At 73.2% G+C, this 17,650-nt stretch carries 22 protein-coding genes and 1 pseudogene; 10 read left to right on the top strand and 13 right to left on the bottom strand.

Translation table 11 applies throughout. The features are described from left to right. The 3 genes and pseudogenes from ACI379_RS01720 to ACI379_RS01710 form a co-directional block, all read right to left on the bottom strand. Positions 1 to 1,296: hypothetical protein (locus ACI379_RS01720; protein WP_439790331.1), on the bottom strand; the 1,296-nt coding region annotated here is incomplete at its 3' end. Between the two features lie 110 nt (positions 1,297 to 1,406). Further along, a complete protein-coding gene (locus ACI379_RS01715; protein ID WP_439790332.1) occupies positions 1,407 to 2,300 on the bottom strand; it encodes a hypothetical protein in 894 nt (297 codons plus the stop codon). A 19-nt stretch (positions 2,301 to 2,319) separates the two neighbouring features. Then, positions 2,320 to 2,400: pseudogene (locus tag ACI379_RS01710) on the bottom strand (SigE family RNA polymerase sigma factor); the annotation flags it as partial. A 207-nt stretch (positions 2,401 to 2,607) separates the two neighbouring features. Between ACI379_RS01710 and ACI379_RS01705 the strand changes: the two are divergent. Further along, positions 2,608 to 3,621: a hypothetical protein gene (locus tag ACI379_RS01705; RefSeq protein WP_439790330.1), complete on the top strand. Its 1,014-nt coding sequence runs from the start codon at positions 2,608 to 2,610 to the stop codon at positions 3,619 to 3,621. A 32-nt stretch (positions 3,622 to 3,653) separates the two neighbouring features. Here the strand turns inward: ACI379_RS01705 and ACI379_RS01700 are convergent, their stop codons facing one another. Further along, entirely contained in the window at positions 3,654 to 4,292 is a 639-nt protein-coding gene (locus ACI379_RS01700) for a dihydrofolate reductase family protein (protein WP_439790329.1), read from the bottom strand. Positions 4,293 to 4,396: 104 nt separating this feature from the next. Here ACI379_RS01700 and ACI379_RS01695 point away from each other — a divergent pair, with 104 nt between their 5' ends. From ACI379_RS01695 to ACI379_RS01685, 3 genes are all read left to right on the top strand, one after another. Then, positions 4,397 to 4,939, top strand: a complete 543-nt coding sequence (locus ACI379_RS01695; protein ID WP_439790328.1) for a maltokinase N-terminal cap-like domain-containing protein — start codon at positions 4,397 to 4,399, stop codon at positions 4,937 to 4,939. 189 nt (positions 4,940 to 5,128) lie between these two features. Then, complete coding sequence (locus ACI379_RS01690; RefSeq protein ID WP_439790327.1) at positions 5,129 to 6,487, top strand: DUF222 domain-containing protein; 1,359 nt, start codon at positions 5,129 to 5,131, stop codon at positions 6,485 to 6,487. Continuing rightward, positions 6,477 to 7,181 carry a hypothetical protein gene (locus tag ACI379_RS01685; RefSeq protein WP_439790326.1) on the top strand — a complete coding sequence of 235 codons (705 nt, stop codon included), beginning with the start codon at positions 6,477 to 6,479 and terminating at the stop codon, positions 7,179 to 7,181. Before ACI379_RS01690 ends, ACI379_RS01685 begins: the two co-directional genes overlap by 11 nt. A 54-nt stretch (positions 7,182 to 7,235) precedes the next feature. On the opposite strand, the gene ACI379_RS01680 is transcribed toward ACI379_RS01685, so the two are convergent. After that, positions 7,236 to 7,976, bottom strand: coding sequence for a TetR/AcrR family transcriptional regulator (locus ACI379_RS01680; RefSeq protein WP_439790325.1), 741 nt, complete (start codon positions 7,974 to 7,976; stop codon positions 7,236 to 7,238). 63 nt (positions 7,977 to 8,039) lie between these two features. Between ACI379_RS01680 and ACI379_RS01675 the strand changes: the two genes are divergently transcribed. Further along, the gene (locus tag ACI379_RS01675) at positions 8,040 to 8,420 is read left to right on the top strand and encodes a VOC family protein (protein WP_439790324.1); all 381 of its coding nucleotides are present in this window, start codon (positions 8,040 to 8,042) and stop codon (positions 8,418 to 8,420) included. Positions 8,421 to 8,427: 7 nt separating this feature from the next. Here the strand turns inward: ACI379_RS01675 and ACI379_RS01670 are convergent, their stop codons facing one another. The 4 genes from ACI379_RS01670 to ACI379_RS01655 are packed head-to-tail and all read right to left on the bottom strand — an operon-like array spanning position 8,428 to position 11,985. After that, complete coding sequence (locus tag ACI379_RS01670; RefSeq protein WP_439790323.1) at positions 8,428 to 8,823, bottom strand: VOC family protein; 396 nt, start codon at positions 8,821 to 8,823, stop codon at positions 8,428 to 8,430. A gap of 48 nt (positions 8,824 to 8,871) precedes the next feature. Next, complete coding sequence (locus ACI379_RS01665; RefSeq protein ID WP_439790322.1) at positions 8,872 to 9,672, bottom strand: helix-turn-helix domain-containing protein; 801 nt, start codon at positions 9,670 to 9,672, stop codon at positions 8,872 to 8,874. 56 nt (positions 9,673 to 9,728) lie between these two features. Continuing rightward, complete coding sequence (locus ACI379_RS01660) at positions 9,729 to 10,520, bottom strand: hypothetical protein (RefSeq protein ID WP_439790321.1); 792 nt, start codon at positions 10,518 to 10,520, stop codon at positions 9,729 to 9,731. A gap of 28 nt (positions 10,521 to 10,548) precedes the next feature. Beyond that, positions 10,549 to 11,985 carry an MFS transporter gene (locus ACI379_RS01655; RefSeq protein WP_439790320.1) on the bottom strand — a complete coding sequence of 479 codons (1,437 nt, stop codon included), beginning with the start codon at positions 11,983 to 11,985 and terminating at the stop codon, positions 10,549 to 10,551. A 71-nt stretch (positions 11,986 to 12,056) separates the two neighbouring features. Between ACI379_RS01655 and ACI379_RS01650 the strand changes: the two genes are divergently transcribed. From ACI379_RS01650 to ACI379_RS01640, 3 genes are all read left to right on the top strand, one after another. Next, a complete protein-coding gene (locus tag ACI379_RS01650) occupies positions 12,057 to 12,566 on the top strand; it encodes a MarR family winged helix-turn-helix transcriptional regulator (RefSeq protein ID WP_439790319.1) in 510 nt (169 codons plus the stop codon). Positions 12,567 to 12,569: 3 nt separating this feature from the next. Next, on the top strand, positions 12,570 to 13,079 hold the full coding sequence (locus ACI379_RS01645) for a 2'-5' RNA ligase family protein (RefSeq protein ID WP_439790318.1): 510 nt from the start codon (positions 12,570 to 12,572) through the stop codon (positions 13,077 to 13,079). Between the two features lie 124 nt (positions 13,080 to 13,203). Beyond that, a complete protein-coding gene (locus ACI379_RS01640; RefSeq protein WP_439790317.1) occupies positions 13,204 to 14,199 on the top strand; it encodes a MerR family transcriptional regulator in 996 nt (331 codons plus the stop codon). Between the two features lie 38 nt (positions 14,200 to 14,237). Here ACI379_RS01640 and ACI379_RS01635 read toward each other — a convergent pair whose 3' ends face one another. Further along, positions 14,238 to 14,816, bottom strand: a complete 579-nt coding sequence (locus ACI379_RS01635) for an MFS transporter (RefSeq protein ID WP_439790316.1) — start codon at positions 14,814 to 14,816, stop codon at positions 14,238 to 14,240. Then, a complete protein-coding gene (locus ACI379_RS01630; protein WP_439790315.1) occupies positions 14,810 to 15,547 on the bottom strand; it encodes an MFS transporter in 738 nt (245 codons plus the stop codon). The genes ACI379_RS01635 and ACI379_RS01630 overlap by 7 nt, the downstream gene beginning before the upstream one ends. Here ACI379_RS01630 and ACI379_RS01625 point away from each other — a divergent pair. Together ACI379_RS01625 and ACI379_RS01620 are read left to right on the top strand one after the other, a co-directional pair. After that, positions 15,506 to 16,036, top strand: coding sequence for a MarR family winged helix-turn-helix transcriptional regulator (locus tag ACI379_RS01625; RefSeq protein ID WP_439790314.1), 531 nt, complete (start codon positions 15,506 to 15,508; stop codon positions 16,034 to 16,036). The genes ACI379_RS01630 and ACI379_RS01625 overlap by 42 nt on opposite strands. A gap of 56 nt (positions 16,037 to 16,092) precedes the next feature. Next, a complete protein-coding gene (locus tag ACI379_RS01620; RefSeq protein WP_439790313.1) occupies positions 16,093 to 16,332 on the top strand; it encodes a hypothetical protein in 240 nt (79 codons plus the stop codon). Between the two features lie 6 nt (positions 16,333 to 16,338). On the opposite strand, the gene ACI379_RS01615 is transcribed toward ACI379_RS01620, so the two are convergent. Further along, on the bottom strand, positions 16,339 to 17,034 hold the full coding sequence (locus ACI379_RS01615; RefSeq protein WP_439790312.1) for a class I SAM-dependent methyltransferase: 696 nt from the start codon (positions 17,032 to 17,034) through the stop codon (positions 16,339 to 16,341). Positions 17,035 to 17,061: 27 nt separating this feature from the next. Beyond that, the coding region (locus ACI379_RS01610; RefSeq protein ID WP_439790311.1) for an alpha/beta hydrolase at positions 17,062 to 17,650 on the bottom strand (589 nt) is incomplete at its 5' end.

The following is a 17,650-nucleotide window of genomic DNA, read 5'->3' as shown; positions in this document are numbered from 1 at the left end:
ATCCAGGTGGAGCAGCGAGTTCGCCTTCCCGACGCTGTTCAGCGACTTCCTGAGCACGGCCTGGGACGGGGCGTACGAGATGTCCACCGACACCGTGGTGCTGTCGATGGACGGCCACAACCGGGACCGCTCACAGCTGGCGGAGCTGGCACGCGAGTCCGTCGCGGTGTACGTCCGGGGCGTCTTCGGCAGCAGGTACCGGCTGGCGGGCTTGTTCTCGGCGGCACCGACGACCTTCTCGAAGACCTCCGGCGAGAGCAGGGCGCACGGCTCGACGAAGGGGGTGTCGCCCACGCCGGACTCGTCCCCCATCAGCGTGGGCACGGGGGCCGCCGTCACCTCCGGGTCTGCGGCGCGCTCCCGTACGGCAGCGACGGTCTGGGCCACGCGCTGCAGAAGGATGCCGGTCTCCTCAGGGGTGAAGGTCTCCTCCGAGCCGGACGGCACCCACATGTCGAGGTCGTAGGTGACCGTCCCCTCGACGAGGGTGAACTCGAACATCCCGAACCCGCTGGGGAAGACGGCGGTCGAGGGGTCGAGCTGCTCCAGCACGGCGCCGTCGTAGGTGCGGCGGTACCTCAGGTACGCCTTGCCGGACTCCTCCAGCGCGTCGACCAGCTCGGTGACCTCGGGCAGGTCCACCGCGTCGGCCGCCTTGCGGAACCGCTTGAGCCGCGGCTTGACCTCCTCGGGGAGCAGGAAGACGTCGCCGAAGACCCGGCTCTCGGCCTGACGGTCGGTGGTCTGGGAGGCGTTGAGAGCCACCACGTCCTCGTAGAGGCAGCTGGTGTCGTACGAGCCGGTCGACACACCGTGGGCGCTGACGTTGCGATGCCCCGTCTCCTCACGGACGTACCGGTCGTCGGGGAACTCTCCGTAGATCTCCTCGACGACGGACAGCGGGAGCACCCGGCACGGGTTGACCATGCGGTTCGGGCCGACCTTGAGCCTGCCCGTGCCCTCGAACCACTCGTCGCCCGGCCAGTCGGCGACCGGCTCGTCGCCCTCGTCGTCACCGTCCTCGTCGTCACCGCTGTCGTCGTCTCCGCTGTCGTCACCGTCGTTGCCGGATTCGTCGCCGTCGCCGTCGTCGGTCCCGCCGGTCACGGCCCCCTTGCCTCCCTGGGGCGAGTCGTCCCCGCCGGTCACGAACGTCGCGACCACCGCCAGTCCCGCGACCAGGAGGACCAGCACCGCGAGCACCACGACCAGCAGGGTCGCGGAACGGGGCTTGGCCGGGGCGGGCGGACCGTACGGCCCGGGCGGGGGGCCGGCGGGCGGCTGGGGCGTCGACATGGGACCTCCTGGGGCGTGGCACGACCCCGGCATCGTTCCCACCCTGCGCGCGCGGAAACGCGGACCGGCCCGGGGCTGCCCCGGTCCGGTCCGCGACCGTCACTCCGAGGTCACCCGGCCGTGAACCAGCGGGCGCTGGTCGCCAGCGCGAGCGACTGCTGGACGTCGAGCGGAGTGGCCGACGACAGAGGCTGGCCGAGCTTCTCGCCGGCAGAGTTGTACGAGTCGACGCGGACCACGTAGCCGTCCTCGGAGTAGAACTCGACCAGCAGCTCCTTGGCGTCGGCCGGGCTCGCGGCGCCCTGCGAGGGACGCGCCACCGAGTACCAGCCTCCGTCGCCCTGCTCGCACTCGATCGCGGGGAACACCTGGTACGAGCCGCCGCAGGCCTCACGCGCGGTGGTGGCCGCCCGCTGCTGGGGGTCGAGGTCCCCGGACTGGAAGTCCTCGGCGTCGAGGCCCTCGGCGTCGATGCCGACGGCCGCGTACCCGTCCCACCGCTGGATCGTCACGCTCACGGCGCGTCCGTCGAGGGTGAGGTCGAGGCGGCGTCCGTCGCGGGTCTTGTCAGCCATGTGGCTGGGGTCGGAGCTCTCGACGTGGTGCACCTCCAGGCCCTCGACCGTGCCGGCCGGGAGCAGCGCGCGCAGCGTGGCGTCGAGCGCGGCGTCCCCGGCAACCGCGCGGGAGGTCTCGACCACAGGCCCCTCGGGGACCTCGGTGGCCGACCCCAGGTCGTACGCGGTGGGCTCGGGCGCCGCGGCCGGCGCGGTCGCCACGTCGTCGCGCTCCTGGGGTGCGGTCGGGAGGGTCGCGACCGCGGCCCCGGTGGCGACGACGGCCGCGGCGGCGAGCGAGCAGGTGGCGGTCACCAGGTGACGACGTCGACGGCGGCGGGCGCCCCCCACCAGGGCGTGGTCGAGGATCCGGTCCGCCGCGGCGGGCGTGAGGGTGGGTGAGGTACGTGGTGTGGGCGTACGCGGTCGGGTTGTCGATCCGCGCACCCCAGTGGCTGTACACCTTGGCCAAGGTCTCCTGGACGAGGTCCTCGGCACGGTGGTGGTCGTTGCACAGCAACCACGCGGCCCAGTACAGCTGCGGCATCCGGGCGCGTGCGAACTCGGTGAACTCCGCCTCGCGGGCGGCGCGTCTCGAGCTCGGCATGGTGTCTCCTCCGTGGTTACGTACTCACCATGACGCGGTGGGCGCGCGTTCCGTACCCGCCTTCCCTGAACTTTTTCGTCCGCGTCAGCCGCGGCACGGGGGCGTGTCGCAGGGTTGGGCCCGTCGCGTGGGGGCATGCTCGGCCGCATGGCCCGCCTCTCCCGCCGCCACCTGCTGGTGGTTGCTCTCGTCGTCGTGCTGCTCGGGGCGGTCGGCGCGACCGTGCTCCCACGGCTGACCACGGCACGGGACGCACAGGCGGCGCTCGAGACGTACGTCGACCTGGTCGCCACCGGGGAGGGCGAGGAGCTGGTGCAGTTGGCCGAGATGTCGGCGAGCGACAGTCCGGCGGCGATGCGTACGGCGGTGGAGCTCCTCGACCTGGCCACCGAGCGGATCGAGGTCGTCTCCGTCGGCGACGTCGAGCCGCTGGACGAGGTCCCCGACGTCGCCGGGTCGGACGAGCTCGACTCGTTCGTCGCGGCGAGCGTGCGGTACCGGCTGGACGGGCAGGAGCACGCGCGCCGGGTCGTGCTGGGCCGACTGGCAGGCGAACGTGGGGACCACGAGGAGTGGCGGGTGGTGGAAGGGCTCGTCGGTTCGCTGGGTGACTCCGTGCCCGAGGTGCCCGGCATCCTGCTCAGCGACCTGTTCCTCGGGGGCGTTCACGTGGTGCGGCGCCCGTCGTACGACGCCAGCGTCGAGGAGACCGAGCAGCCGCTCTTCGCCGCGGTCTACGAGCGTCAGCAGCGCATCGACCCCTGGTTCACCAGCAGCCCCACGCCCCTGTCCGTCGTCGCGGGCGAGGCCACGCCCCTGCCCAGCGTGCCGCTGGAGCCGACCAAGCAGACCGAGGAGCGCGCGGTCGCCCTGACCTGGCGCCAGTTCGCCAACTGCCGGCCCGACTACTCCATCACCTGCCCGGTCTCGTTGACGGTCGCCATCGACCACGGAGTGGTCTCGTACGACTGGTGGCGCGGCTGGGAGCGTCGCCCTGACGTCGAGCTGCACGGCGACCAGATCCGGGTCACCGGCGCCCGGCTGCGCATGGCGACGCCCGACGGCATCGTCGTCCTCGCGTTCGACGGCACCGCGACCGTCGGGATGGGGAGCACCGGGCGGCCGGTGGTGGACCGGGTGCGGATCAAGGTCGACGAGTAGGTCATCCCGGGCGGACTCCCACGCGCCCCGCGTCAAGCACCGGGCTTGCGGGTGAACACGAGGTGCGTGACCCCGCTGGGCGAGGCGGTGGTCTCGACGTCGAAGTCGGCCTCGACCCCCTCGAGGCCGTCCCACAGCCGGACCCCGCGCCCCAGCACGATGGGCACCTGCACCACGTGCATGTGGTCGACGAGCCCGGCGGCCAGGAAGTCGCGCACCACCGTCGGCCCACCGCCGATGCGTACGTCTCCCCCGTCCGCCGCCGCACGCGCGGTCGCGAGCGCCTCGGCCGGTGTGGCCCGGAGGAAGTGGAACGTGGTGCCGCCCTCCATCTCGATCGGGGGCCGGGGCGTGGCGTGGGTGAGCACGAACACGGGCGTGTGGAACGGCGGCTCGGCTCCCCACCACCCGCGCCACCCGGGGTCGTCCTCCCAGCCGGGCGGGCCGAACTTGTGCGACCCCATGATCTCGGCACCGATGCCGGGTGTGTGCTGCTCGGCGAACGCGTTGTCGACCCCCGTGCTGCCGTCGGGGTCGAAGTAGCGGGTGGCCATCATCCACTGGTGGAGCCGCTGCCCGGCGTGGCCGAAGGGAGTCTCGAGCGTCTGCGGCTCTCCCGTGGCGAAGCCGTCCAGGGAGATCGACAGGTTGTGGATGCGGGTCCGGGACATGCGGGGCTCCTCGGTCATGACGGCTCTGGCAGGACTCGTCACGCTACGCGCGGCCTCTGACAACGCCCGTTGCACCGGGCAACTGGACTGGACAGACTCGGGGCATGGCCATCCTGCACCCCGCGACCCTCGTCCCGACCAAGCTGGAACTCGTCACCGCGTTCCTCGACGCCCAGGAGTGGGGAGGCACCGGGGAGGTCGAGATGATCGGCGGCTACCGCTTCGACGACCCCGACGGCCGCGTGGGCGTGGAGGCCCTCCTCGTACGGCGGGGCGACCGCGTGCTGCAGGTGCCACTGACGTACCGCGACGCGCCCCTGGCCGGCGCCGAGGGCGACCTCGTGACGACGATGACCCACTCCGTCCTGGGCGACCGGTGGGTGCACCGGGCCCAGGCCGACCCGGTCGCGCTGGGGTGCTTCGAACGGGCGCTGGCCGGCACGCAGGCGCAGGCCGAGCTGGTCGCCGAGCTCCCCGACGGGAGCCGCGAGCCGCGCCCGCAGGTGGTGGTCGTGGCCCACGAGGGCGAGGACGTGGCCGACGGCCCGGTGCGGTTCACCGACGACGCGTCGCGGCCGGTCGGCGGCGCGAGCCGGCTCGTCGCGACCTGGGACGGCGGCTCGGCCGTGGTGGCGTCACGCGGCTGAACCACCCCTTGCACATCGAACGCACGTTCGATACGGTCCCACCACGTCACACCGAGGACACCGACCCACGACAGGGACTCGGAGAAGGTGCGGCGAGTCGCGAGGGTCATGTGATTGCCCGGACACCGGGCCTCCAGGAGCGACGACCACCCATCAGGCGCCCAGCGCCACGGTCGTCGAGGAGCCTTCATGACGTACGAGACAGAGCACCCGCTGGTGCGGCTGGTGCGCGAGCTGCGGCAGAGCCTCACGGCAGTGAGGGACGTGCAGCCTGCGTTCATGGACACCGCCACCAAGGCGGACGTCCTGGTCGGGCTCGCTTCCACCGAGGCGATGCTCGCGGAGGTACGCCTCCGGGTGCTGGCCGTGGCCGACGACGTGGCCGAGGAGCACGGCGCCCGCGGCGTCGCAGCCTGGTTCGCGTCGGCGACGCGCTCACCTCTGGCCGGGGGGAGGGCCGACCTGCACCTGGCGCGGGCTCTCGACGGCGCGCTGCCCGCCCTCGCCCGTGGACTGCGCGAGGGAGCCGTCGGGGTCGACCAGGCCAGAGCCGTGGCCAGGGCGCTGGCCGAGCTGCCCGCCGAGGTCGACGCCGAGACACGGGGCCGGGCGGAGCGTGTGCTCGTGGGCCACTGCTCCGAGTTCGGGCCGATGGAACTCACCCGGCTCGGGCGGCACGTCCTCGAGGTGGTGGCGCCCGAGGTCGCCGAGGCGGCCGAGGCCCGGCGTCTGCTCGACCTCGAGGCCAGCGCCCGGGACCGCAGCCGACTGCGCCTGCGCCGCCTCGGCGACGGCACCACCCGCCTCTCCGCCGTCCTCCCCGACGTGACCGCGGCCCGTCTCGCGACGTACCTGCACGCGTTCACCAACCCTCGGCGGGACGACGGGTCCGTACGGGACACCGCAGCACCCGACACCGCTGGCCTCGACGGAGCCGCCTCAGTCACCCCCCACCCGCTCGAGGCGTTCACCGCCCGGCCACGGCAGCTCGCCGAGGCGTTCGGCGCGCTCCTTGAGGGCCTCGACCCGGTCCGGCTGCCGGTCCACGGCGGCGACGCCACGACACTCGTGGTCACCGTCGGGCTCGGGGCACTGCGCACCGAGCTCGCCCGGGCGTCCCTGCCGGGAATCGACGACGCAGAGGGACTGTCGGCCGCCCAGGCCCGTCGGCTCGCCTGCTCGGCGCGCGTCATCCCGGCCGTGCTCGGAGGCGACGGCGAGGTGCTCGATCTGGGTCGGGGCCGTCGGTTGTTCAGTCCCGCGCAACGACGGGCGCTCGTGGTGCGCGACGGCACCTGCCGCGCGCAGGGCTGCACGGTGCCCGGCGCCTGGACGGAGGCCCACCACTGGTCGTCGTGGCTCGACGGCGGCCCCACCGATCTCGACAACGCAGTCCTGCTGTGCAGCCACCATCACCACCGGGTCCACGATCCCGGGTGGACCGCGATCCGGCTCAGGGATGGACGCGTACGACTCGAACCCCGCCACGCCGGTCAGCCCGGACAGCACGGGCGTCCGCTTCCCTCACGCGCTAGACATGCCTCATGAGCACCCTCGCGTCCGCTCCTCGCCCACCGGCCACCTCCGCGCGGCCGCACCCCAGCGCGCCCGGACGGAGGGGTACGTCGTGCTGAGCCTCGTCGAGATCGTGGTGGTGGCTCTCGTCGGGTTCGGTGTGGTCGTCGGGGCGCTCGTGGTCGCGTTCGTCGTCAGCATGCGGAGCAACCGGGCAGCCGCACTCCGAGGCGCGGACAGCCAGTCGTCTCCCGGTCCCGGCGGGGTGCCCCATACCCCGGCGACGCCGCAGGCCGTGCCGGGCCAGCCTGCCGCCCCGGGCCAACCCGCCGCTCTGGGCGACACCGGGCCGGCGCAGGACCCGTTCCGCTGCCCCCTCTGCGGGCAGGTTCTCCAGATCCAGCTGCCCCGCTACCGGGAGCACGTCTGCCACGAGTGCACCCGTCGGGCCCGGTGCTCGCACGACCGCCCGGTCGTCGTCCTCGAGGGCGCGCCGCAGGCCAACCTGTACGCGTACCACTCCGACACAGAGGGCCAGGACGACCGGTGCACGCAGGCTCAGAGCGACGGAGTCGTACGGATCGACGGGGGCCGGTTCCGGATCGTGCCCGGGCGGTTCGGCGGCACCGTCACCACCGTGATCGTGGCCGACGAGGACCGGTCCGCGTTCGATGAGGGACGCCTCGCCATCCGTCCGGACGGGACGTACACGGTGCGGCCCGCCTGAGCCCGGACGACCGAGTGCCGGGTGCCGGGCGACGCGGCCACCCGACCGGACACCTCAGCCTCGTCCAGCCAGCTCCTCCAGTCCCGCCATCACACGGGCCAGGCCGAACTCCCACGCCGCCCGCGCGTCGTACGGCCCTCCGTGCGCCTCGCCGGCGGCCCGACCCACGCGGCGGGCCAGAGGGAAGGCCTCACCGACGTAGGCGGCCAGGGGGTCGGCCGACTCCGCCCAGACCTCCCCGAACCCACCGGCCACCTCCGCCTGCACCAACCGGCGGGACGAGGCCTCGACGAAGTCGAGGACGAAGCTCAGCGCCGCGTCACGCTGCAGGTCGTCCAGCCCCGTTCCGTCGAACGCCGCGAGCTCGTGGTCGTACTTCGCGATCGTCCCCGGCCCCAGAGCCGTACGCGGGTCGTCCACCTCCAGCATCCACGGGTGCGCGCGGAGCAGGTCCTTGTTGTCCTCGGCCACCGTCCTCACCCGGGTTCGCCAGGCCCCCGACGCCCTGCCGCTCCACCCCTGCCCGCGGCCCACGGCCCGGGCGTGCATCTCGTCGACCATCAGCACCAGCAGGTCGTCACGGCTGTTCACGTGCGTGTAGACCGACATCGTCGACATGCCCAGCGCGTCGGCGACGCGGCGCACCGTCAGCCCCGTCAGCCCGTCCGCGTCGCAGATCGCTATCGCCTCGTCCACGACCTCGCCCACGGAGTACTTGGCCCGCGGGCCACGCCGCCCCGACGTGGGAGCCAGTGCGCTGTCACGCCACAGCAGGTCGACCAGTGATCGCGCCATCGGGAACCTTTCCGTCGTCCGACGCGTTACATCGTACGTCGTACAGAGTTTAGGAGACCAACCGTGAAGATCACCCAGACCGCACTCTCCCTCAACGTGCCTGACGTGGAGGCGTCCGCCTCGTTCGCGAAGCGTCATCTCGGGTACGAGGAGGCGATGGCCGCCGACGGGTTCGCGTCCCTGACCCACCCCGACGTGGACACCCACCTGGTCTTCCTGGCCACGGGACTGTCCACCTTCAAACCGGCCGAGATCGCCGGCTCGGCCCGCGAGGGACTGCTGCTCGCGTTCGTCGTCGACGACCTGGACGCACAGTTCGCGCGGATCCGGGACGAGGGCGCCCGCGTGGTGACTGAGCCCGAGACGGAGCCGTGGGGTGAGCGCTACTGCCAGTTCGCGGACGGCAACGGGATCGTCTGGCAGCTCGTGCAGTGGATGGAGTAGGTCGGCCTCAGCTGCCGGCGTACGTCCCGAAGGACCACTGGTTCCCCTCCGCGTCGCGGACGGCGCACTCGAGCCCGCCGTAGTCCGGGACGGCCGGCTCGCGGACCGAGGTGGCGCCGGCGGCCACAGCGGCAGCGTGGATGCGCCGCACCTCGTCCTCGTCGGCGGCGACGCAGTAGCAGCTGCCGTGGCCGACGCGGTCCTGCCACTCGCCGTCGCCGGAGCGGCCGCGGTCGGCGCCGAACATGAGCCCGCCGCTGTCGCGCCAGTGGTACTCCGCGTGCACGACCACGCCGTCGTCGTCGCGGTACGTCGCGGCCTCGGTGAAGCCGACCGCGGTCAGGAAGGCGGTGGCGCCCTCGACGTCACGGAACTGCAGGGAGGTGAAGAGCTGTCGGGTCATGGATCCAGCATCGTCCCGCGCCGGGCCCGGCGTCTTGTAGGAATGGGCTCACGCGGGCACGTGGTACGCCGCCGCGGCGGCCTGACCCGGCGTACGGCCCGCCATCGCGGCGAACTCGTGGGCCAGGTGCGCCTGGTCGGCGTACCCGCACCGCGCCGCCACCTCGACGTACGGCACCCCGGCCCGCGCCATCCGGTGGGCACGCTCGAACCGGACGATCCGGGCCGCGGTCTTGGGCCCCACGCCGTACTCGTCGGTGAACCGGCCCAGCAGGCGCCGGCGACTCCAGCCAACCCGCTCGGCGACCTCCGCCACGCGCGCCCGGCCTCCACTGGCCCGCAGCAGCCGCCACGCCTCCCGTACCTCCGGGGCGACCACCCCGACGGGGTCCGCTGTCGCGGCGAGCCGAGTGAGCAGGTGCTGCTCCAACCGGTCGAACCGGGCACCCCAGCCGTCGATCCCGGCCAGCTCGTGCGCGACCGACTCCCCCAACCCGCCGGGCAGGTCCCCCTGGTGGGCGATGACCTCGCCCAGCGCACCCGCCGGCAGGCCCAGCAACGCCCGCGCACCGGCCGGGGTCAGGGCGATCTGGATGCCGTGCTGCACCCCGTGCGTACGGATCAGCGCCGGCGCCGCGTGCAGCCCCGCCGCCAGCGTCCAGTACGAGTCGTTGCGCTCCGGGGTGCCCAGCCAGGCGGTGTCGAGCGGACGCTCGAACGAGACCACGAACGTCACCGTCGCCGACGGCAGACCGTGGTGGACCGCCCGGGGGTCCAGGTGGTCGCGGTAGCCGACCAGCGGACCTTCCAGGTACGGACGCAGCGCCGGGTGCGGCGGCCTCGCTGGCACCCGACCAGCGTACGACGGGACACCCGCCGGTACCCCGGACTCGATGGGCCCGTACCTCAGTCAGCCCAGCCCAGGCCCTGCGTGTCGAGCGCGGCAGCGAGCCGCTCGAGCGCGTACGGCCCGACACCGTGCAGGGCCGCGATCTCCACGCGCGAGGTCCCCGCGACGGCCTCAAGGGTGTGCAGGTCGGCGGCGCGCAGCGCTCGCGTGGCCGGCGCCCCGATGGTGCGCGGCAGGGGCGTCCCCTCGCGGCGCGGCGCCCGTACCCGGGGCCCGCCCTCGTGGTCGACGACGGCCTCCCCGCGGGGCGACAGCCGGTACCCGATGGCCAGCGACTCGGTCAGGCCGCGCTCCTTGAGCTTGCGGACGTCGCGCTTGAACTCGGCGGTGGGGCGCCCGAGCGCCTCGGCCAGCTCGGGCGCCCGCACCTCGGGCCGGTCGTCGATGAGGCGCAGGGTGGCGCGGGTCCACGGCCCCACCGCGGAGGCAGCGTCGAGGCGGTCCAGCCACGCGACGAGCGCGGCCACCTCGATGGCGTCGGGGACGGCGGCGCGCAGGGCCGCGCGCGGGTCCTCCCCGCCGTACCGCAGCCCCACGCGGTGCACGGCGCCCGCGCGCCCGGTGCTGAGGTTGGCCTTGAGCTGGGCGAGCGAGGTGGCGCCGCAGCGGCGCGCGTCCTCGGCCCGCAGCGCGGAGAGCGGCACGGTCTCGACGCTCACCACCTCGACGACCCCGACGGCCGTACGCAGCTGGGTGCCGACCTTGACCCGGGCGCGCTCCCAGCGGCGGAACGCCAGGTCGATGCGACCGTCGCGGATCGCCTCCAGCTCGGCAAGTCGGATCATCACCCGCCCAGCATAGGAACCGCCCGGCGCGTCAGGCGGTCGTAGCCTCCCGGCGGGTCCGTGCCTCGACGCGTCCGGCGACCACGCAGACCACCGCGGCCAGACCGAGCAGCACCACGTTGGTGATGATCGCGGCCCCGAACGCCTCCGAGACGCTGGCGCCGCCGGCGAGCTGGTGGCTGAACACGACGCCCAGGATCGCCGGGCCGAGCGCGCCGCCGTACTGGCGCAGCATCGTGTTGGTGGCGGCGGCCATGCCGGCGTACCGCAGGTCGACGGAGTTGATCGCCGCGGTGGAGACGGCCGTCATGGTGAGCGTGTTGCCGAGGCCGAAGATCACCAGGCGCCACGCGAGGTCGGCGATGCCCGTCGACGCGTCGATGGAGGTGAGCGTGAACAGGCCGAGCCCGGACAGCACCAGGCCGCCGGCCAGGACGGTCATCGGCGAGTACGTGTGCATCAGCCGCGCCGCGAGCGGACCGGTGGCGGCCCCGACCAGGGTGATGAAGAGCAGGCGCCCGGCGATCTGGATCGGCTCGAGACCCTGGGCGTACCCGAAGAAGAGGCTCAGCAGGAACATGCAGCCGACGATCGAGAAGAGCGCGATCACGCCGGCGAACCCGGCCGCCGAGAACGACGGCGAGGAGAAGAGCTTGAGGTCCATCAGCGGGGACTCGACGCGGCGCTCGACCAGCAGGAAGACGACCGCGGACAGGATGCCGACACCCAGACCGACCACGGCCTGCCACGAGGTCCAGCCGACGGCGCCGCCCTCGATGATGCCGAAGATGGAGGCCGCGATGGCGATGCTGGCGGTGATCTGACCCGCCCAGTCGAGGTGGCGTCCGGGCACCGGCTCGGACTCGACCATCAGCGTCTGGGCAGCGGCGCCCGCGGCCAGTGCCATCAGGACGGTGGGGGCGAAGATCCACTGCCAGTCGGCCACGAGGATGACGAGGCCGGAGATGACCGGGCCGAGCGCGAGACCGAGCATCAGGCCGGTGGACCAGAGCCCGATGTACTTGCCCCGCTGCTTGAAGTCCGGGGTCACCTGCGCGATGAGGGCCAGCGTGGTGGGGATCAGCAGACCGGCGCCGAGGCCGGCCACGGCCTGGCCCGTCCACAGCAGCGCCAGCGAGTGGTCGTCGAACAGGCCCGCGAGCAGGCCGGCGACCGCACCACCGAGGACGGTGAGGACCATGCCGATGACGTAGATGCGGCGGCGGCCGTACAGGTCACCGAAGACGCCGGCGGAGAGGACGGCGGCGGCCATCGGGATGACGTACGCGTCGGAGACCCACTGGAGGCCCGAGGTGGTGGCGCCCGTGTCGGCGCCGATCGTGGTGAGCGCGACGCTGACGGCGGTCACCGGGACGTAGGTGACGAAGATCCCGAGGATCGCGAGTGCGATCGTGGCGCGTGCGTGCGGCGGAGCGGCCGCAACGTCGGCAGAGTGGTGTGCAGTCATCAGTGGCGGCCATCCTTGTACATGAGCACTACGATAGTCGCACCACTAAGATATTAGGAATCGGAGGGTCCATGAGCACCGAGCCCAGCGACCGCGTCGACGCGATCCTGGCGCACCTGCGGGAGCGCTCGGGCGAGCAGGATCTGGCACTCGCGGAGGTCAACATCCGGCTCCGCCGCGTCTCCCACTGGCTCGAGACCGAGACCCGCCGACGCCTCGGTCCCCAGGGCATCGAGTTCTGGGAGGTCTCGCTGCTCTCCAGCCTGATCCGGTTCGGCGGGGCGCTGCGGGTGGGGCAGCTGCAAGACCTTGCCCAGGTCACCTCCGGCGCCATCACCCAGCGCATCGCCCGGCTCGAGGGACTGGGCGCGGTGGAGCGGGCCTTCGCGCCGCACGACCGCCGTCAGGTGGAGGTACGCATCACCGACGCCGGGCGCGACCGGTTCGAGCAGCTGATGGTCGCGGTCGAGCAGGTCGAGCGGGACCTGTACGGCGACCTCGACCCGGCGCTCCTCTCCGCTCTCGCGGCGAACCTCCGCGCATTCTCGCTCGCGACCGAGGGTCCGCTGGCGGAGGACTGAGCAGTGCCCGACCACGCACTCGAGCTGAGCTTCGACGACGCCTCCACCGCCGCGGTCGAGTCGCAGTGGGAGGCGCTGCGCGCGGCGGGTCTGCCGTCGCAGGCCGACCACCGCTCGATGACCAACGCCCCGCACCTGACGCTGGTGGCGGCCTCGCCGATCGCCCCTGGGGTGGTGGCGCCAGCCATCGAGCTGGTCGGTCCGCTGCTCCCGGCACGGTTGTCCGTACGCGGGCTGCTCGTGCTGGGCCACGGACCGCGCGTGACGCTGGCCCACCTGGTCGAGCCCGACGCCGCGCTGGCGGCGGTCACCGCGGAGCTGCGCGCGCTCGTACCCGGACTGCGGCACCCCGTGTGGACGCCGCACGTCACCCTGGCCCGGCGGGTGCCGAGACGCCGGGTCGCCGAGGCGCTCGAGGTCCTGGCCGACGCACCGCCAGTCCGGGAGCTGGTCGCCGACCGGCTGCGCTGGTGGGACCCGGACGAGGACGTGGTGGAGACCGTCAGCGGCTGAGCCCTCTGGTCGAGACCCTCGCGGTGCTGGTTTCGACAGGCTCAACCGACGACCTTGACCTTCCCCCCGGGGCAACGCCCAGCGTCGCTGGTACCGGTGATCCGCACCGGTGAGGATGGTGACCATGACCGAGCCAGGCGAGCTCATGACGATCGGCGACTTCGCCCGCGCCAGCGGGCTGACGCCGAAGGCGTTGCGGCTGTACGACGACCTCGGGCTGGTCCGGCCGGCGGAGGTGGACCCGTTCTCGGGGTACCGCCGCTACGCGCCCGGACAGCTGGAGGTCGCCCGTCTGGTGGCGGCGCTGCGCCTGCTCGGCATGCCGTTGGCCCGGATCCAGACTGTCGTCGACCGCCCGTCCGCCGCGGCGGCGCGCGAGGTCGAGGCGTACTGGGCCCAGGTCGAGGCCGACACCCGGAGCCGGCGCGACATGGTCATCGCCCTCGTAAAGCAGCTGCGCAACGAGGAGGAACCGATGAGCACGACCACCACCACCCTGCACGCCGCGTACGGCACCAGCCACCGGCAAGGAGCGCGCGACCGTCAGCAGGACGCCCTGCTGACGACACCCGACCTGTTCGCCGTCGCGGACGGCTTCGGCCAGCGGGACGACCTGGCTGCGGCTGCACTGCAGGCGTACGCGACCGGCGGACTGGTCGCGGCCTGCGACGCGTACGACCCCGGCTCGGGCACGACGCTGACGGCCGTCACGATCGAGGGCTCGGCGGCCCGGATCACGCACGTCGGCGACGGGCGTGCGTGGCTCGTGCGCGACGGCCAGGTGCGGCAGCTCACCCACGACCACACCGTGGTCGCCGGGCTGATCGAGTCCGGGCAGCTCACCCCCGACGAGGCCCGCTCCCACCAGCACCGGCACCTGCTCAACCGGGCCCTGGTGCCGGGCGTGGTCGCCGACGAGGACTCCGTGGAGCTGCTTCCCGGCGACCGGCTCGTGCTGACCACGGACGGAGTGCACGCGTACGTCGAGGACCTGGCGCCGCTGCTGGCCGGGCCGGGCAGTCCGCAGGAGGTCGCCGACGCGGTGGCCGACGCCGTGTCGGCGGCCGGGGAGCCGGACAACCACACGGTGGTCGTCGCGGAGCTCTTGGCGCCGGTCTGAGGGCGGGTCAGCGCGCGGGGCGGCCCGCGTGTGTGGCGTCAGACGGGTAGCGGGTCGCGCCGCACCAACCCCCTCACCTGCGGCACCAGCAGCGCGAGCAGCGAGCAGGCCGCCATGATCGCGGCGACGACCACGATCCACCGCCACTCGCCGACGACGGCGACCACCGGCCCGACGAGCGCCAGCCCGACGGGGCGGGCGACGAAGCTGCCGACCGAGTCGAAGGCGTAGACGCGGGCGAGCTTGTCGGGGGCCACGTTCTGCTGGATCGACAGGTCCCACCAGACGCTGAACAGCTCGAGCCCGAGGCCGTGCAGGAAGGCGCCGAGCAGGATCCCGCCGACGTGCGGCGAGACGGTGATCGCCAGCGGGAAGAGGGCGGTGAGGGCCAGGGCGGTCGTACCCACGGCGAGGGCGTGGCGCGGACGCCAGCGCAGGGTGATGAGCCCACCGACGACGAACCCGACCATGAGCGCCGACAGCGACCAGCCCCACGCCGCCCTGCCGAAGGCGTCGGAGACCATGATCGGACCGAGCACGCCCTGGATGCCCCCGTACACGAGGTGGTAGAGCAGCGCCTGACCGATGAGCACCCACAGCCAGGTGTGGCTCAGCACCTCGCGCGCGCCTGCGGCCAGGTCGCCCAGGAGGGACGCCCCGCTGGACCGGTCCCCGAGGCCACCCGCATCCCCGCGAAGAGCACCGCGGCCAGCGCGAAGGTGGCGGCGTCGACGGCCAGGGCCCAGCCGGGGCCGGCGAACGCGACGACGAGGCCGGCGGCGCCGTACCCGAGGACCAGGGCGGCGTTCTGGCCGAGACGGCGCAGGCTGATCGCCTGCGGGAGCTCGCTCTCCGGCACGGTCAGCGGCGTCATGGCGCTCGAGCTGGGCCCGGCGAACGAGGCGACCACGCCGCTCAGGAACGACAGCCCCGCGAGGAGCGGTACGGAGGCCCAGCCGCCGAGGAGGGCCGCGCTCATCACGGGGATGACGACCGCCGACGCGGCGCAGGATCCCTCCAGGAGCACCTTGCGCAAGATCCGGTCCCCCAGCACGCCGCCGAACAGGGTGGAGAGCACCTCGGCCAGGGCCATCGCACCCACCACGAGCCCCAGCTCGGTGGCCGACCCGCCAAGGTCGAGGACCGCGAACGCGATCGCGACCGGCAGGAAGGCGCTCCCGAACTTGTCGATGGTGGCGGCGCTGACCAGCAGCAGGAAGTTGCGGCACCACGCACCACCCGTCAGCCGGGTCGCCGGCCGAGCCGGGCCGAGCGGGGCCCGCGCACGCTCGGGCCCGAGGGGGCGGTGCCCCGTACGGAGCCAAGCCAGGACTCGGTCGACGCCCACCTGGCGCGGTGGTCCTCGTGGGCCGACCTCTCCCTGGACGTCGAGGTCGAGGGGATGATCACGCGGTTGCAGCGGATCAACCGGCACCTGCAGAAGGCGTGCGAGGCGGCCGCGACCCGGGAGGGCCTCGACTGGCAGGACTACTCGACCCTGCACGCCCTGATGGTCCGCGACTCCCCCGGCCACGCCACCGCCGGCGAGCTGGCCGGCGACCCCCACGTGGCACCCGCGACGATGACGGCGCGCATCGACCGACTGGCCCGGGCCGGGTACGCCACCCGGCTCCCCTCGGAGGACGACCGCCGGGTCGTGCACGTGCAGGTCTCGCCCGAGGGGTTCGACCGGTGGAAGCGGGTCATGGCCGCCATCGGCCGCGTCGAGGCCGACCTTTTCGTCGGCATGCCGACCAGCGATCGGCGCCAGCTGTCCGACCTGCTCCGTACGGTGCTCCTGCGCGCGGAGGCAGGAGAGGCCGACGCAGCAGGCTGACGGTCTGCCGGTCGCGGCCCGCGTACGCCGGCCCCGCGGGCCGTACGCTGACCGCCATGGCGACCAACGACTCGGGGCGGGGACCGGTGCAGTGTCCGTGGTGCGGCGGCACGGAGTACCAGGAGGGGTTCATCGACGACGTCGCGCAGGGGCGGGTCCGCTGGCTGGCGGGGACCTTCGTGCGGGGCCTGTTCGGGAACGCCAAGAGCCGCTCGTCGCTGCCGCAGACCGTCGTGACGGCGTACCGCTGCACGACCTGCAACCGGCTCGAGCTGGTCGCGGGCGAGCGGACCTGAGTCAGTTCAGGCTGCGGCGAGCTCGAAGACCAGGAAGCCGATGAACTGGCTGCCCGCGTCGAGCCCGGGTGGCAGCACCTCGGCCGGTGTGGCGGGGTCGGCCGGAGGTTCGTGGATCCCGACGATCCGGAGGCCGGCGTCGACGAACGAGGCCGCCATCGCGCCCAGGGGCCGGTGGAAGAACGTCAGGTCGACGGTGGTGCCGGTGAACTCGTAGTCCTCGGTGTACTCGGTGACACCGAAGTAGTCGAGCTCCGGGTGCACCACCGGGAACGCACCGGGGTGGTTGACCGAGACGACCAGCCGCCCGCCGGGGACCAGCACGCGCCGCAGCTCGGCGAGGGGAGCGGACCAGTCGGGCAGGTAGTGCAGCACCAGCGAGGCCACGGCAGCGTCGAACGTGCCCTCCTGCCAGGGCAGCGGCACGGCGAGGTCGTGGACCCGCAGGTCGGCGTCGGGAAGGTGGCGCCGGGCGATCCCGACCATCGCGGCACTGACGTCGAACCCGCTGACGTCGGCGCCACGCTCGAGCAGGGCGGCCGTGGTCGGCCCGGAGCCGCACCCGACGTCGAGGATCCGCTTCCCGCTGACGTCACCGAGGAGCCGCAGCACGGCCGGCCTCTCGTACCAGGCGTTGAAGAAGCCGGTCGCGTTCTCTGTCGCGTACGCCTCCGCCCACTGGTCGTAGTCGCTGCGCGTCATGGGGACGAGTCTGCCTGCTGCACGACCTCAGCCGACCCCGGCAAGCATCCTGTCGACGGCTCTGCGGACCTTCCCGCGGTGCTCGAGGAGCTTCACCCCGTGGTCGATCCCCGGCTCGATCCCCGGCTCGATGACCGTCTCGGTCCCGGTCGGCGCCCGGGCGGCGAGCGCCTTCACGGCGTCGCGGTAGGTGGTGTCGCCGGCGCCCGCGGCGAGGAGGACGGGGGCGTCGATCGTGGCGATCGGCCCGAGCGCGTCGACCCCGTCGTGCTCCTCGGGCGGCGAGAGCGCGATCACCGCGTCCGGCTCGATCTCGGGGGCCGCGGCCAGCACGAAGGTGCCGCCCATGGAGGCGCCGAGCAGCACCACCCGCGTCTTGCGGAAGGAGACCGGATCGGGGCCGGCCAACGCGGTGCGCTGGATGGACGTCGGGAACAGGACCTGGTCGGTCGTGTCTGCCGAGGCTCCCGGGTCGAACCACGAGTGCCCGATGTCCCACCGGTCGATGTCGCGCAGCGCGCCGCCGCTCATCGCCTGCGTGAGAACCCGGGTAAGGCGCAGGCGGGTGAAGAAGGTGGGAGCGAGCTTGTCCGCACCGCTCGCTGGGGCGGCAGGA

The organism is Nocardioides sp., from assembly GCF_051876515.1.
Classification (GTDB): Bacteria; Actinomycetota; Actinomycetes; order Propionibacteriales; family Nocardioidaceae; genus Nocardioides.
This window is presented reverse-complemented; position numbering and strand designations above follow the sequence as displayed.

Bases quoted from the DNA above. Each gene is read 5' to 3' on its own strand.
- ACI379_RS01705 (WP_439790330.1), top strand. From the start codon at position 2,608: ATGGCCCGCCTCTCCCGCCGCCACCTGCTGGTGGTTGCTCTCGTCGTC.
- ACI379_RS01700 (WP_439790329.1), bottom strand. From the start codon at position 4,292: ATGTCCCGGACCCGCATCCACAACCTGTCGATCTCCCTGGACGGCTTC.
- ACI379_RS01695 (WP_439790328.1), top strand. From the start codon at position 4,397: ATGGCCATCCTGCACCCCGCGACCCTCGTCCCGACCAAGCTGGAACTC.
- ACI379_RS01690 (WP_439790327.1), top strand. From the start codon at position 5,129: ATGACGTACGAGACAGAGCACCCGCTGGTGCGGCTGGTGCGCGAGCTG.
- ACI379_RS01685 (WP_439790326.1), top strand. From the start codon at position 6,477: ATGCCTCATGAGCACCCTCGCGTCCGCTCCTCGCCCACCGGCCACCTC.
- ACI379_RS01680 (WP_439790325.1), bottom strand. From the start codon at position 7,976: ATGGCGCGATCACTGGTCGACCTGCTGTGGCGTGACAGCGCACTGGCT.
- ACI379_RS01670 (WP_439790323.1), bottom strand. From the start codon at position 8,823: ATGACCCGACAGCTCTTCACCTCCCTGCAGTTCCGTGACGTCGAGGGC.
- ACI379_RS01655 (WP_439790320.1), bottom strand. From the start codon at position 11,985: ATGACTGCACACCACTCTGCCGACGTTGCGGCCGCTCCGCCGCACGCA.
- ACI379_RS01650 (WP_439790319.1), top strand. From the start codon at position 12,057: ATGAGCACCGAGCCCAGCGACCGCGTCGACGCGATCCTGGCGCACCTG.
- ACI379_RS01640 (WP_439790317.1), top strand. From the start codon at position 13,204: ATGACCGAGCCAGGCGAGCTCATGACGATCGGCGACTTCGCCCGCGCC.
- ACI379_RS01620 (WP_439790313.1), top strand. From the start codon at position 16,093: ATGGCGACCAACGACTCGGGGCGGGGACCGGTGCAGTGTCCGTGGTGC.
- ACI379_RS01615 (WP_439790312.1), bottom strand. From the start codon at position 17,034: ATGACGCGCAGCGACTACGACCAGTGGGCGGAGGCGTACGCGACAGAG.